Annotated in this window: 13 protein-coding genes; 12 read left to right on the top strand and 1 reads right to left on the bottom strand. The window is 65.0% G+C overall.

Annotated elements, in window-relative coordinates; genetic code table 11:
• The first annotated feature begins 24 nt into the window (after window positions 1-24).
• The 10 genes from FJQ89_RS06020 to hmgA all read left to right on the top strand — a co-directional run bounded on the left by FJQ89_RS06020 (window position 25) and on the right by hmgA (window position 10,146).
• On the top strand, window positions 25-927 hold the full coding sequence (locus FJQ89_RS06020) for a VirK/YbjX family protein (RefSeq protein ID WP_141169469.1): 903 nt from the start codon (window positions 25-27) through the stop codon (window positions 925-927).
• A gap of 112 nt (window positions 928-1,039) precedes the next feature.
• The gene (gene hemB, locus FJQ89_RS06015) at window positions 1,040-2,014 is read left to right on the top strand and encodes a porphobilinogen synthase (protein ID WP_099763596.1); all 975 of its coding nucleotides are present in this window, start codon (window positions 1,040-1,042) and stop codon (window positions 2,012-2,014) included.
• An 80-nt stretch (window positions 2,015-2,094) separates the two neighbouring features.
• Complete coding sequence (locus FJQ89_RS06010) at window positions 2,095-3,438, top strand: MBL fold metallo-hydrolase (protein WP_141169468.1); 1,344 nt, start codon at window positions 2,095-2,097, stop codon at window positions 3,436-3,438.
• 53 nt (window positions 3,439-3,491) lie between these two features.
• Window positions 3,492-4,001 carry a peptide-methionine (S)-S-oxide reductase MsrA gene (msrA, locus tag FJQ89_RS06005; RefSeq protein ID WP_141169467.1) on the top strand — a complete coding sequence of 170 codons (510 nt, stop codon included), beginning with the start codon at window positions 3,492-3,494 and terminating at the stop codon, window positions 3,999-4,001.
• A gap of 18 nt (window positions 4,002-4,019) precedes the next feature.
• Window positions 4,020-4,838: a helix-turn-helix domain-containing protein gene (locus FJQ89_RS06000; protein WP_141169466.1), complete on the top strand. Its 819-nt coding sequence runs from the start codon at window positions 4,020-4,022 to the stop codon at window positions 4,836-4,838.
• Between the two features lie 209 nt (window positions 4,839-5,047).
• Window positions 5,048-5,446, top strand: coding sequence for a DUF1842 domain-containing protein (locus FJQ89_RS05995; RefSeq protein ID WP_141169465.1), 399 nt, complete (start codon window positions 5,048-5,050; stop codon window positions 5,444-5,446).
• A gap of 153 nt (window positions 5,447-5,599) precedes the next feature.
• Entirely contained in the window at window positions 5,600-6,955 is a 1,356-nt protein-coding gene (locus tag FJQ89_RS05990) for an MFS transporter (protein ID WP_168208374.1), read from the top strand.
• Window positions 6,956-6,967: 12 nt separating this feature from the next.
• Window positions 6,968-8,647, top strand: a complete 1,680-nt coding sequence (locus tag FJQ89_RS05985; RefSeq protein WP_141169464.1) for an FAD-dependent oxidoreductase — start codon at window positions 6,968-6,970, stop codon at window positions 8,645-8,647.
• Between the two features lie 12 nt (window positions 8,648-8,659).
• Complete coding sequence (locus tag FJQ89_RS05980; RefSeq protein WP_141169463.1) at window positions 8,660-8,845, top strand: DUF2783 domain-containing protein; 186 nt, start codon at window positions 8,660-8,662, stop codon at window positions 8,843-8,845.
• The gene (hmgA, locus tag FJQ89_RS05975) at window positions 8,842-10,146 is read left to right on the top strand and encodes a homogentisate 1,2-dioxygenase (RefSeq protein WP_141169462.1); all 1,305 of its coding nucleotides are present in this window, start codon (window positions 8,842-8,844) and stop codon (window positions 10,144-10,146) included. The genes FJQ89_RS05980 and hmgA overlap by 4 nt, the downstream gene beginning before the upstream one ends.
• Before the next feature lie 11 nt (window positions 10,147-10,157).
• Here the strand turns inward: hmgA and FJQ89_RS05970 are convergent, their stop codons facing one another.
• The gene (locus tag FJQ89_RS05970) at window positions 10,158-11,495 is read right to left on the bottom strand and encodes an LLM class flavin-dependent oxidoreductase (protein ID WP_141169461.1); all 1,338 of its coding nucleotides are present in this window, start codon (window positions 11,493-11,495) and stop codon (window positions 10,158-10,160) included.
• Window positions 11,496-11,639: 144 nt separating this feature from the next.
• Between FJQ89_RS05970 and FJQ89_RS05965 the strand changes: the two genes are divergently transcribed.
• Both FJQ89_RS05965 and FJQ89_RS05960 read left to right on the top strand, forming a co-directional pair.
• On the top strand, window positions 11,640-12,839 hold the full coding sequence (locus FJQ89_RS05965) for a sigma-54 interaction domain-containing protein (RefSeq protein WP_141169460.1): 1,200 nt from the start codon (window positions 11,640-11,642) through the stop codon (window positions 12,837-12,839).
• A 242-nt stretch (window positions 12,840-13,081) separates the two neighbouring features.
• Window positions 13,082-14,161 carry an LLM class flavin-dependent oxidoreductase gene (locus FJQ89_RS05960; protein WP_141169459.1) on the top strand — a complete coding sequence of 360 codons (1,080 nt, stop codon included), beginning with the start codon at window positions 13,082-13,084 and terminating at the stop codon, window positions 14,159-14,161.
• The last annotated feature ends 12 nt before the right edge of the window (window positions 14,162-14,173 follow it).

The raw sequence follows: 14,173 nt of genomic DNA, 5'->3' as shown, positions 1-14,173 counted from the left end.
CCGACACGTCGTAGAGCCGTTTTCATGCATACTTTTATCGCCACCGGCGACAACGCCGCGCAGCAACAGGCGCCACTGCGCCAGCATGGCCACCAGATCAAGGCTGCGCTGGGCGCCATCGTCTTTCCCCTGCAGCGCGCACGCTGGCAAGCCTTCATCGCCACGACGCCGGGCCTGGCGGCGCTGGCGCAAGTCCATCCCAGCCTGCTGTACAAGATTTATCGACCCTACGCCAGCCGCCAGCTTGGCTGTGCGGCGAGGGTGGACCTGCTGCGCGGGCATTACCGCTTCCTGTGGCAGGCCGGCGCGCGGCCGCTGGTGGAATACGCAGCGCGCCGCGCGCTGGTACTGGCCAGCATCGAGGGCAAGGATGGCGCCACCTACCGCTTGCAACTGACGGCCATCCACGACAGCCACCGCGAAGGGGAGCTGTGCCTGCGCCTGACGCGCGACGGCGCGTCGCTGTACCTGGCCAGTTTCCTGTTCCTGCCCCAGCCTGGCGGCGCCGTCATCCAGCTGGGCGCCTTGCAGGGCTTGCGCTCGCCCGCCGGTGCGCAGGCGGTGAAGGAGGCCACGCGGGCGCTGCATGGCTGCCGGCCGAAAAACCTGATGGTGGCCGCCTTGCGCGACCTGGGCGATTTTTTTGGCTGCGGCCATCTGCACCTGGTCAGCAATGCCAACCGCATCGCGCTGAACTGGCGCCGGCGCCGCCACATCTCGTGCGACTACGACCTGGCGTGGCAGCAATTGCATGCGCTGCCCACCAGCGACGGCAATTACCGCCTGCCATGCGGCCCTTGCCGGATGCCGGACATCGAACTGGTGCCGTCGAAAAAGCGGGCGGAGGTGCGTCGCCGCGGCGCCATGCTGGTGCAACTGGCGGCCGACATGCGCTGGCAAGTGGCCGCCCTGTTGCACGCACAATGAAGACGCGGGGCGGTGTTTCTTGACCTGCGCGGCTTTTTTGCCGCGCGGCCCGGCGCAAGCGGCGCGATGGGCGTATACTTGCTGGCGTTGTTAACCCGAAGCCAGTCACCCCATGCCAGCACACTACCCAACTTCGCGCATGCGCCGCCTGCGCGCGACCCCGCAACTGCGCGAGCTGTTCCGCGAAACCGAGATCAATCCGCGCGACCTGGTCCTGCCGATCTTCGTCGACGAAGGTTCCAGCGATTTCATCGACATCAAGTCCATGCCCGGCGTGCGCCGCATTCCCGAAGCGAAGCTGGCGCAGGAAGTCGAACGCTATGCGCGCGCTGGCTTGCGCTCCGTCATGACCTTCGGCATTTCGCACCACAAGGACAGTCACGGCACGGACACCCTGAACCCGGACGGCCTGGTGGCGCGCATGTCGCGCATCATCAAGGACGCCGTGCCGGAAATGGTGGTCATGTCCGACACCTGCTTCTGTGAATACACGGACCATGGCCATTGCGGCATCCTGCATGGCGACACGGTCGACAATGACAGCACGGTGCTGAACCTGGGCAAGCAGGCCGTCATCGCGGCCCAGGCGGGCGCCGACATCATCGCGCCATCGGCCGCGATGGATGGGCAGGTGGCGGCGATCCGCAGCGCGCTGGACGCGGCCGGCTTCCACGACACGCCCGTGATGGCGTATTCGACCAAGTTCGCCTCCGGCCTGTATGGCCCGTTCCGCGACGCGGCCGGCAGCACCCTGAAGGGTGACCGTAAAACGTACCAGATGGACCCGATGAATCGCCGCGAAGCGATCCGCGAGTCGCTGATCGACGAAGCCGAAGGCGCCGACGCGCTGATGGTGAAACCGGCCGGCGCCTACCTGGACATCATCCGCGACCTGCGCGAAGTGACGCGCCTGCCGATCGGCGCCTACCAGGTCAGCGGCGAATACGCGATGATCAAGTTCGCCGCCCAGGCGGGCGCCATCGACGAGCGCCGCGTGGTGCAGGAAACCCTGGGCGCCATCAAGCGCGCCGGCGCGGACATGATTTTTACTTACTTCGCGATGGATGTGCTGAATAATCCGTATTAATGTCGGCAGGGCAGTGGCCTTCCAGTATGATGGCGCGCTGCCCGGTCTGAAGCCGCGATTTATCGCCTTGTAGTCTATTTATGCCCCTGAAAATCTCCCGCATCCTGCACGCCGGCTATGTCTTCGAATGCGAAGGCACGGCCATCGCCTTCGACCCCATCGTCGAAAACCCGTTCAGCCGCAATTGCCACGCGTTTCCTCCCGTGCGCTTCGACCTCGATGCCGTGCGCCGGCTGCGCTGGGATGCCGTCTTCATCTCGCACTTCCACGATGACCACTGCTCGCTCGACAGCCTCGATGTGCTCGACCGCGACACGCCCATCTACCTGTACTGTGTCTTTGACGAACTGTTCGCGATGATCCGTGCGCTGGGATTTACGTCCGTCGAGCGCCTGCACGTCGATGTGCCCGTGCGCGTGGGCGCCATCGAGGTGATCCCGCGCCGGGCGCTGGACGACGATGTCGACTCGCTGTTCCAGGTGCGCGCCGCCGGCCTGAATGTGCTCAACGTGGTCGATTCCTGGATCGGCCCCGAGACGCTCGAACAACTGGCCGCCTTCGCACCGTGGGACATGGTGCTGTGGCCGTTCCAGACCATGCGCGAGATCGCCGTCATCGCGCCGTCGCAGGCAGTGCGGGGGCCAGTCGAGCTTCCCGACGACTGGATTGCCCAGCTGCGCGCGCTGGCGCCCCGTTACCTCGTGCCCAGCTCTTGCCAGTTCGTGCAGGAAGACTGGTCCTGGTACAACCACGCGATGTTCCCAATTACTTACCGCCGCTTTGCCGATGAAATCGGCGCTGCGCTGCCAGAGGCGCACATCTTCCGCCTCGATCCTTCCACGGCCGTGCTGCTCGATGCGCACGGCGTGAGCAGCGCTGAACCCTTGCCCTGGGTCATCCCGGTGGGGCCGCAGGATGTGGATTTCGACTACCGCCCCGATGCGCCGCCACCCGCCACGGCGGACATCGCGCGCCGTTTCGCGCCCTTGAGCGACGCCGATGCGGCGCTGGTGCGCGATTTTTGCCGGCATGGCTTGCTCGAACGCTACCGCGACATGGAGCTGCCCGAGGACAGTTATTTCCAAAGCCCGCGCCTGTGGCGCCTGTCGCTGTACGGCCATGACGGCGCGGCCACGGTCCTGCATTACCGCACGCATGGCGACTTGATCGACCTGGTGCCCGCCACCGACGAGGCGCCCGACTGGACGACGGAAGTGCCGCTGGTGAAATGCCATGCCGCGCTGGCGCTCGGTGAATCGCTGACGTCGATGTACATGCGCATCAACGATGGACCTTTCGATGCGGCCACGCGGGCCGGACTGGAAGAGGCCGACATCGTCGACGACCCCTTGATCCGCTGCCTGTTCAACGACGCCATCGGCGCCTACCAGGCGGCGCAGCTGAAGCGCTTGCTGGCGCGCTGAAGAAAATGCCGCGACAGGGTAAGATAGGGGTCTCAGATCAAGGAATGAACAACATGACACAAGACAAGGAAACCGCGATCCTGGCCGGTGGCTGCTTCTGGGGCGTGCAAGACTTGCTGCGCCGCTATCCGGGCGTGCTTGCCACGCGCGTGGGCTACAGTGGCGGCGACGTGGCCAACGCCACCTACCGCAACCATGGCACGCATGCGGAAGCGATCGAGATCATCTTCAACCCGAACACCATCGGCTACCGCAAGATCCTGGAATTTTTCTTCCAGATCCACGACCCCAGCACGCCGGACCGCCAGGGCAATGACCGCGGCACCAGTTACCGCTCGGCGATCTTTTATACCAGCGAAGAACAACGGCTGGTGGCCGAAGACACCATCCGCGACGTCGACGCCTCCGGCCTGTGGCCAGGCAAGGTGGTGACCGAAGTGGCGCCGGCCGGCCCGTTCTGGGAAGCGGAAGCGGAGCACCAGGATTATCTGCAGCGCTTGCCGCACGGCTATACCTGCCACTACATCCGGCCGGACTGGGTCTTGCCGCAGCGTCAACAATAAGCGTCACGGGAGACGGCCATGCGCTATTGGCAGGTGGAGCGGCGGCAGGCGGAAGGCCAGCTGGACCTGGGGCGCGCCCTCGATCTGCTGGCCGCCATCGGCCATGCAGACGTCAATGCCATGGCGGGCGCCATCCTGAAAACGGCCGGCGCGGCCGCATCCATCGCCCAGTGCACGATCTTTGCTTATGAATTCGGCAACCGGCCCCGCACGGTGGCCGTGGCCGACCGGCGCGGTGGGCGTTTCTTGCAGGATATTGCCGACAGCTACGCGCGCCATTACTATGCGCTCGACGGCAACCAGAGCGTCATCGCTCCCGCCGCCCGTCCGAAGCTCGACCCCGCCATCGTGCTGCACCAGCAGGCCAGTGACGAGATCCGCCACCCGGGCTACCGCGCCGTCTGCTATCAAAGACCGAATGTGTCGGACCGGCTGTCCCTGCTGGTGCAGCCGGCCGGCGATATCTGGCTGTCCGTCAATTTTTACCGCGACAGCAGCCAGGGCCAGTTCCAGCCCGGCGAAATCGCCGCCATCGAAACCCTCTCGCCGCTGTTCGCGTATGCGGCCAAACACCACTACAGCGTCAATGGCCAGCCCGCGCAAGGCGTCTCGCCCATGATGCTGGCCCGGTTGCGCCAGCACGGTCCACAGCTGAGCAAGCGCGAACTCGATGTGCTGCGCGGCGTGCTGGAAGGGCTGACTGCCGTGGAAATAGCGGAGACCATGGGCGTGCAGCCATCGAGCGTCATCACGTATCAGAAGCGCGCATATAAACGCCTGGGTATTGCCGGCCAGCGCCAGTTGTTTGCGCTATGTCTAGGGCCGCATGCCGCATAAATGCTAGCGCGCCCTGGATACCGGGCAGAGCACAAAAATGCTGGAATTCAAGGCAATAATGTGAGCATATTGATACGAAAATAAGGACTATGCTGGCGGCAGAGTGTTGATGCGCTGAACCGCCATCAGCAAGGCTGATAGCCAGTGCCTGTCGCCGCGCGCGATCTCCCTATTCATGGCTCAGGAATCATTCCCCGAAGGAGTCCATTGTGTCCTCAACTGAATTGAATGCGGTAGAACACGTCTATCTGATCGCCGGCAATCTCGGCCTGCCCGGCGCACCGATTCTGAATCTGGCCCTGTTTTACAATCCCGACGACGGCAGCGTCAGCGGCGAAGCCCTGATCACGCAGTCGATCGCGCCACCGCATGGCCGCGTGGTGATCCGTCCCGTCAGCGGTCCTGTGCATGGCTTGGGCCTGGGTAATGCCACGCGCGTGTTCAGCCTGAGCGGCGAATACGTGGTGTCCGTGCCGCCACCGGCCATCGGCAGCTACCTGGCCAAGTTTGAAGCGACCTTTGTGACGGACAATAACTGGAGCGGCCACGGTTCCTTCAGCTATGGCAACCAGAAGGTCGACAACGTGCCCATCAAGAAACGCGGCTAGGCCCGCCGGCTAGTTCTTTAGGCCGATGGTTGTCCCCAAAATGGGGACAGCCATCGGCCTAGTCGTCTGCATACTGTGTTGCAAGCCGGAGCATCCGGCCGCTCTCACCCAACAAAATCAACAAGGGGAGGGTGACACCTTATGGAGACCAGCATGACCATCACCCAAGGGGCAGCCCCCGGCACCCATGCGCCCGTCCCTGACGCGGCCATCAATCGACTGGAACAGCAGGTAATGCGCAAGGTATCGCGCCATTTGCTGGGATTTCTGTTCCTGCTGTTCGTATTTTCATTTCTGGATCGCATCAATATCGGCTTCGCCGGCCTGACCATGATGCAAGACCTGGGCCTGTCCGGCACCCAGTTCGGCTTTGCCACCACGCTGTTTTACATCGCCTACATCGCCTGCAGCATCCCCAGCAACATCGTGCTGGCCCGCATCGGCGCCCGTAAATGGATAGGCAGCATGATGATCGCCTGGGGCCTGGCTTCGACGGCGACCCTGTTCGCCAGCGGCCCGGCCAGCCTGTATGCGCTGCGCTTCCTGGTCGGCGTGACGGAGGCGGGCTTCCTGCCCGGCATGTTGCTGTACCTGACGTACTGGTTTCCCAGCGCCTACCGGGCGCGCGCCAACGCCCTGTTCATGATCGCCATGCCCGTCACGGCCGCCATCGGTTCGGCCCTGTCGGGTCTGATCCTGGGCCTGGACGGCCATTGGGGTCTGAAAGGCTGGCAATGGCTGTTCTTGCTCGAAGGAATGCCGTCCGTCCTGCTGGGTCTGGCCGTGTATGGCTACCTCGACGATTCGCCCAGCAAGGCGAACTGGCTGGGCAAGCTGGAACAGCAGGTGCTGGCGCGCATGCTGGCGGCCGAGCACAAGCCTGCCGTCGTACACCTCGCGCAGCAGCAGAAGACCTCCGTGCTGGCGGAAATGCTGTCGCCCACCGTGCTGAAATTCGGCATCGCCTATTTTTGCCTGGTGAATACCCTGGCGATGGTGGCCGTGTGGACGCCGCTGATCGTGAAAAGTTTCAGCGGCAATGCCAGCAACACGCAGATCGGTCTGCTGGCCGCCATTCCGCAAGTGTGCACCGTTATCGGCATGATTGCCTGGGGCCGCCGCTCGGACCGCTTGCAGGAGCGCCGCTGGCACATCGTCTGGCCCATGCTGCTGTCGGCCTTTGGCTGGCTGCTGACCGCGTATGCCGGCAATCCCGTGCTGCAACTGCTGGGCGTGTGCATGGCCTCGACGGGCGCCTATACCGCCATGTCCGTCTTCTGGACCACGCCGGACCGGGCCCTGAGCCTGGGCGCGCGCGCCATCGGCATCGCCGTCATCAATGCCACGGGCAATATCGGCTCGGCCCTGAACCCCGTCGTGGTGGGCTGGCTGAAGGATGTCACGCACAGCTTTGCCACGGGCTTGCTGTACGCCAGCGTGCTGCTGGTGGTGGGCGCGGCCATCGTGCTGACCCTGCCCATCGCGCGCAGCGGCAAAAACCATTATTGAAGAGGAAACATCATGAGCGATACATTCCACCCTTATCCCCATGTGCCGAAGGTGTATCCACCCGGCAAACCTGCCGGTGCCGGCACGCAGCACGTGCCGGTGCTGATCGTCGGCGGCGGCCCTGTGGGCCTGGCCACGGCCCTGGGCCTGGCGCGCCACGGCGTGCGCTCGGTGCTGATCGAAGCGGACGATGGCGTCTGCACGGGCAGCCGCGCCATCTGCATCTCGCGGCGCAGCCTGGAAATCATCGCCCGCCTGGGCGCGCTCGAGGGCTTTTTAGCCAAGGGCTTGCCGTGGGCGGGCGGGCGCAGCTTTTACCGCGACGAGGAAGTGCTGCACTTTACGATGCCGCAAGACGCGAACCAGAAGTTGCCGCCCATGGTCAACCTGGCGCAATACCATATCGAACAATTCCTGCTCGATGCGGCCGAACGCCAGCCGGAGCTGATCGATATCCGCTGGCAAACGCGGGTGACCGGCGTGGAGCAGCGCGCCGATGGCGCCACGGTCACCGTGGCCACGCCCGATGAAACCTACAAAATCGAGGCGGACTGGCTGGTGGCGGCCGATGGCGGGCGCAGCGCCGTGCGCGAGGCGCTGGGCCTCAAATTGCAAGGCACCAGCTATGAAGGGCGCTATGTGATCGTCGACATCCACCTGAAGAGCGAGCGCCCGACGGAGCGCCTCGCGTATTTCGACCCGCCATCGAATCCCGGCTCGACCGTGCTGGTGCACAAGCAGCCCGACGATATCTGGCGCATCGATTACCAGCTGCGCGACGACGAGGATGCGCAGGCGGCCGTGCTGCTGGAAAACGTGGCGCCGCGCGTGGACAGCCTGCTGGCCATGATGGGCGAAACGGCGCCATGGCATCCCGTGTGGATCACCATCTATAAGGCCAACGCGCTGACACTGGAAAAATACCGGCACGGTCCCGTGCTGTTCGCGGGCGACGCGGCCCACCTGGTGCCCATCTTCGGCGTGCGCGGGGCGAACTCGGGCATCGACGACGCGGACAATCTGGCCTGGAAACTGGCCTACGTGGTCAAAGGCCAGGCGCCGCAGGCCTTGCTGGACAGCTATTCGGACGAGCGTGTGTTCGCCGCCCGTGAAAACCTGCGCCACGGCACCAAAAGCACGGAATTCATGGCGCCGCCCACCTTCGCCTTCGAGTTGATGCGCACGGCCGTGCTGGGCCTGGCGGGCAAGCATGCGCACGTGCGCTCGCTGATCAACCCGCGCCAGACCAGTGCCATCGCGTATGCGCAGTCGCCGTTGAACGCGCCTGAGGCGGACGTGTTCACGGCTGGCCCCGCGCCGGGTACGGTCTTGCCCGAGTGTCCGCTCGCGTTGCCGCACAATGGCGGACAAAAAGCGGGGTATATTACCGATCTGGTGAACCGTACTGATGGCAATTTCACGGGGCTGTATTTCAGCGACGATGGCGCCGTGCCTGCCGAACTGCTGACGCTGGGCGATACGTTGCCATTGACGACCGTGGCGATCGCCCGCAGCGGGACGCAAGGAGGCGCCTGGGATCACACGGCGCTGGTATTCTCGCTGTTTGACGCGCAGCCCGGCACGTTTTACCTCGTGCGTCCGGACGGCCACGTGCTGGGCCGCTGGCGGCAGGTGCAGGCGGGGCAGGTGGCGCAGGCGCTGGCGGCGGCCGGCATCGGCCAATCAAAGTAACAAGGAGACAATATGACCGACATCGAACTCGATAATTTATACACCGAGCTGTGCCACACCATGGGCGGCCTGGGCGAACAGCGCTCGCCGCTGTTACTGGCCCGTTTCGCCTTGCTGGCCATGGGCGCCATCGGCAAGGCTGATGTGGTGCAGGGCTTGCTGCGCGACGCGGCCGACGGCCTGGCGGAGAGCGCATGACAGGCGCCGGCTACCAAAGCGGCTTCGGCAACGAATTTGCCACGGAAGCTGTTCTCGGCGCCTTGCCGCAGGGGCAAAATTCGCCGCAGCAAGCGCCCCTGGGCCTGTATGCGGAACAATTGTCGGGCACGGCCTTCACGGCGCCGCGCGCGCAGAACCGGCGTTCGTGGCTGTACCGCATCCGTCCCGCCAGCCAGCATCGGCCGTTTACCTTGCTGGAAAATATCCGCATCGTCAGCGATTTCCACGCCATGCCCCCCACGCCGCCGAACCAGCTGCGCTGGGACCCGCTGCCGCTGCCCGACAGCAGCACGCCGGTCGACTTCATCGACGGCTGGCAAACGATGGCGGGTAATGGCAGCGCCGAAGCGATGAGCGGCTGCGCCATCCACGTGTATGCGGCCAACTGTTCCATGCAGCGCTTCTTTTATTCGGCCGATGGCGAATTGCTGGTCGTGCCGCAAGAGGGCAGGCTGGCGATCGCCACGGAGCTGGGCTTGATCGAACTGGAACCGCAGGAAATCGCCGTGATCCCCCGCGGCGTGCGTTTCCGCGTGACCTTGCCGGATGGCAAGGCGCGCGGCTATGTGTGTGAAAACTTCGGCACGGCTTTCCGTCTGCCCGACATGGGCCCCATCGGCTCGAACGGCCTGGCGAATGCCCGCGATTTCCTCACGCCGCACGCAGCCTACGAGGATATCGACGGCGAGTGCGAACTGCTGGCCAAGTTCGGCGGCCACCTGTGGCGCACCACGCTCGACCATTCGCCGCTGGATGTGGTGGCCTGGCATGGCAATTACGCACCCTATAAATACGATTTGCGCCGCTTCAACACCATCGGTTCGATCAGCTACGACCATCCGGACCCGTCGATCTTCCTCGTGCTGCAGGCGCCCAGCGAAAATCCGCTCTTCGGCGCCATCGACTTCGCCATCTTCCCGCCGCGCTGGCTGGCCGCCGAGCACACGTTCAGGCCGCCGTGGTTCCACCGCAACGTGGCCAGCGAATTCATGGGACTGATCCACGGCGTGTACGACGCCAAGGCGGCCGGTTTCGTGCCGGGCGGCGCCAGCCTGCACAACTGCATGTCCGGCCACGGCCCCGATGCGCAAACGTTTGAACGCGCCTCGCACAGCGACACTTCCGTGCCCGCGAAGGTGGCCGACACCATGGCCTTCATGTTCGAGACGCGCACCATCCTCAAGCCCACGCCGTTCGCGCTGGACGGCGGCCTGCTGCAGAACGATTATTTCGAATGCTGGCAAGGCTTGCGCAAGCATTTCGATCCTGATCAAGCCTAGTCAATCCGTGTTCAGGCGGCCCGCGCCCCCGCCGCCGTGTGCGGGTTGGCGGGCCGTGCCAGTCCCAAATGGCCGCGCAGGGTGCTGGCCGCATATTCGGTGCGGAACAGGCCGCGCCGCTGCAGTTCCGGCACCACCAGCCGGGTAAATGCCTCGAAGCCTTGTGGCAGCAGGGGCGGCACGACGTTGAAACCGTCCGCGCCCCGCTCCGAGAACCACTGCTCCATCAGGTCGGCCACCGTCTTGACGGAGCCGATGGCTTGCAGATGGCCTCGCGCCACGCGAAAGCGCAGCACCAACTGGCGCAAGGTGAGATTGTCGCGGCGGGCCAGTTCCAGCTGCTGCAAGAAGCGGCCCTTGCTATTCTCGCCCGCCTGGTAGGGCAGGTCGGGCAGGGGGCCGTCGAGCGGATAGCCGGACAAGTCGAAACCGCCAAATTCCAGATTGCTGAAATCGACCAGCGATTGTAGTTCGCCGAACTGGTCCTGTGCCTGCTGGTCCGATTCGGCCACCACCACCGACAGGCCCGGCGTCACTTTCAATTGGTCTTCGGCGCGCCCGTATTTCGCCATGCGCCCCTTCACGTCCGCATAATACGCTTGCGCCACGGGCAGCGATGTGGCCGAGCAGTACACCATCTCGGCCTGGCGCGCGGCAAATTCGCGCCCTGTCTCGGAATTGCCCGCCTGGACCAGCACCGGGTGGCCTTGCACGGGGCGGGGCAAGTCCAGCAAGCCGCGCGAGGCAAAATACTCGCCCTGGAAGTCGAGCGCATGCCCTTGTGCGGGCGCGTAAAACTGGCCGCCGGCGCGGTCGGGCCGGTCGAAGGCGTCGTCATCCCAGCTATCCCACAGGGCCTTGGACAGGGCGACGAATTCATCGGCGCGCGCATAGCGCTGCGCATGGCTGCGCGGTGCATCGATGCCGAAATTGTCCGCCGTGTGTTCGGCGAACGAGGAAACGACATTCCAGCCCGCGCGCCCGCCGCTCAGGTGGTCGAGCGAACTGAATTTGCGCGCCACGTGATACGGGTGCTCGTAATTGGTGTTGACGGTGGCGATCAGGCCGATGTGGCTGGTGACGGCGGCAATCGCCGACAGCAGGGTAAAAGGTTCGAAGGGCAGGCCGATGGCGGCGCGGCCCGTCTCGGGCGTGATGTCGCCTGCGCGCCCGATGAAGTCGGCGATAAAAAAACTGTCGAACCTGGCCGCCTCGGCCAGTTTGGCGGCGCGCAGCCACCAGGCCAGGTCGGGCCGTCCGCTGGCGCTGGCAGACGGATGGCGCCAGGCGGCGGGGTGGTGGCCGTGACGTTGCAAAAAGACGTTCAGGACAAGCTGGCGTGCTGGCATGGGGGCTCCGTGGTAGGCAGGCGACATTGCCTGCTCCTTTGCTGCAGCAAGGTTCGGGCCAATGCCCCGCATATGCAAAATCCGGATAAGCTAGCGCGGCACCATTCGTTCACGCCTGGCGATGGCGCGCGGTATAGTCGGCTCATGGAACTCTTAGCCCACAATTTCAGCAGCGATTTCGCGCGCAGCGCCCACCTTGCCCGCGGCGCCGGCGATGACGGCGATAGCGAGGCGCTGGTCGCCTTCCGCGACCCGCAGCAAATGAGCTTGCTGGTGCGCGCCACGGCCTTTGTCTTTGCCGACCCCCGTTCGCGCCAGTTGCACGAACTGATCGAACGCATCGCTCCCAGCGAGGCGACGGTGCTGATCACGGGCGAAACAGGGACGGGCAAGGAACTCATTGCGCGCCATGTGCACGGCTTGAGCGGACGCGCCGAGCAGACCTTTGTGGCGATTAACTGCGGCGCCTTTTCCGAAACCCTGGTCGAGAGCGAACTGTTTGGCTACGAAAAAGGCGCGTTTACGGGCGCCCAGCAGGGTAAACCTGGCTGGTTCGAAACGGCCAGTGGCGGCACCCTGTTCCTCGACGAAATCGGCGACTTGCCGCTGGCGATGCAGGTCAAGCTGCTGCGCGTGCTGCAGGAGCGCGAAGTGGTGCGCCTGGGCGCGCGGCGCGCCATCCCCATCGACGTGCGCCTGATCGCCGCCACCAATGTGGACCTGGCCGAAGCCGTGCGGGCCGGGCGCTTCCGCGAAGACCTGTATTACCGGCTGCAGGTGATCGGCTTGCCGCTGCGCCCCTTGCGCGAGCGCCCGGGCGACATCATGCCGCTGACGCGCCACTTCATGGCCATTTATGCGCAGCGCTTGCACCTGGGCGAGGTGGAACTGGGCCCTGACGCGCAGCAAGCCTTGCTGGCGTATCCGTGGCCGGGCAATATCCGCGAACTGGAAAACGTCATCCACCGCGCGCTGCTGGTCTGCCGCAGCGGCGTGGTGCGCGCCGAAGACCTGAGTTTGTCGGGCTGGCACAGGCCGATGGCTTCCGTACCCGCAGCGGCCCCGGTGCCTGTGCCGGACACCTGGGCCGGCGCTGCCGATATCGCCTACGCGGCCCACGGCGCGGCCGGGCAGGATGACTTGCTGGCGGCCGAACGTTTCGCCCGTGCCTGGCAAGCCTTGCTCGACTCGGGCGAGGCCGTGGAATTCGAAGCCATGCAGCAGGAACTGGTGCGCGCCGCGTGGGAGCGCAATGAGCGCAACCAGGTGCGCACGGCCAAGCACCTGAATCTCAGCCGTAACATCCTGCGCACTTTTTTGAAAAAGGCGGGCGCCATCGACTAGGCGCATGACCAATCTCCTGGAGCCGGACCCGCAGCGATGCGGTTCCGGCTTTTTTTTCTGCTGCACGCGCAGCACGCTGCTGCCGTGGGTGCAGCGGATTGCTGCCAAATCAGCAGCGAAGGGCGCTGGCGGGTGCACGCGGCATGGCATGTTTTCTGCGAGGAGGAAAGGGCAGGCCAGTGCGCGCATTGCTCACCATGCGCGTGCAGGCCCTTTCTTCGACCCACGACAGGAGTCCATGCATGACCATCGAATTCATCTGGCAATTGCCCACCAGCGGCGACGGCCGCTACGCGGCGCCCGGCATCACGCGCAGGGGCGAGCGAAACGCTGGCGCCCCCAGCCCGTTGCAGGCGGGCGTGAGCGACCCGCGCGGCGCGCGTCCGCCGTTCAATTACTTCGATTACCTGCACCAGATCGCCCGCGCCGCCGACCTGTCGGGCTTCAACGGCATCCGGATACGCCACGATACGCAGGGCGATGAAAGCTGGATCGTCGCCGGCTACCTGGCGCGCAGCACGCGCCATCTGAAACTGATCGCCGAATTCGACGCGGCCTGGGGTTCTGCCGTGTACGCGGCAAAGAACGCCGTCAGCTTCCAGCGCTTCACGGGCGGGCGCTTCGCCTGGCAAATCGGACAGGGCGGCGATGCGGCCGCGCGCCGGCGCCAGGGCGATGCGGCTCCGGACGCCGATATTCTGCCGCGCATCGAAGAATTCATCACGGTGGCGCGCGGCGTGCAAAGCACTGCGCCGTTCAGCTTCAAGGGCAAGTTCTTCGAAGTGCAGGACGGCGGCTTCAAGGGGCCGCTGGCGAACCATCCTGTGAACAGCATCTATTTGACGGGTGATACCCCCGAGGCGCTGGCCCTGTCGGCGCGCCAGGCCGACGTGCACGTGTTTGACGCGGCGCCCACGACGGACTTGCAGCCTTCCATCGACAGCCTGCAAGCACAGGCGCGCCACTTGGGCCGCACCGTGGTGGCGGGCTTGCGCATCGACGTGCTGGCCCGTGAAACCTTCGACGAAGCCTTGCGCGACGCGCGCCGCTACCGCAGCGGGGCGGGGCTACCTGACGATGCTCCGTTCGAGGACGATGCTGCCGCGTTCTGGCCCGGCTTTGCGCAAGCGCAAACGGGCGCACACGGCGCCCTGGTCGGCAGCTATGAACAGGTCAGCGCGGCGTTGCATGCCTACGCGCAGGCCGGTGTGTCGAGCTTCGTGCTGGCCGCCATCCCTCATTTCGAGGAAGCCTATCGCATCGGCGAACACGTGCTGCCACGCGTGCGGGCAGCGTTGAGCGCGCAGATGCAAGCGGCTTGAGTTCCTGTATTC

The organism is Janthinobacterium tructae, from assembly GCF_006517255.1.
Lineage (GTDB): Bacteria > Pseudomonadota > Gammaproteobacteria > Burkholderiales > Burkholderiaceae_D > Janthinobacterium > Janthinobacterium tructae.
The sequence above is the reverse complement of the archived record's forward strand: the minus strand, read 5'-3'. Positions and strand labels throughout refer to the sequence as shown.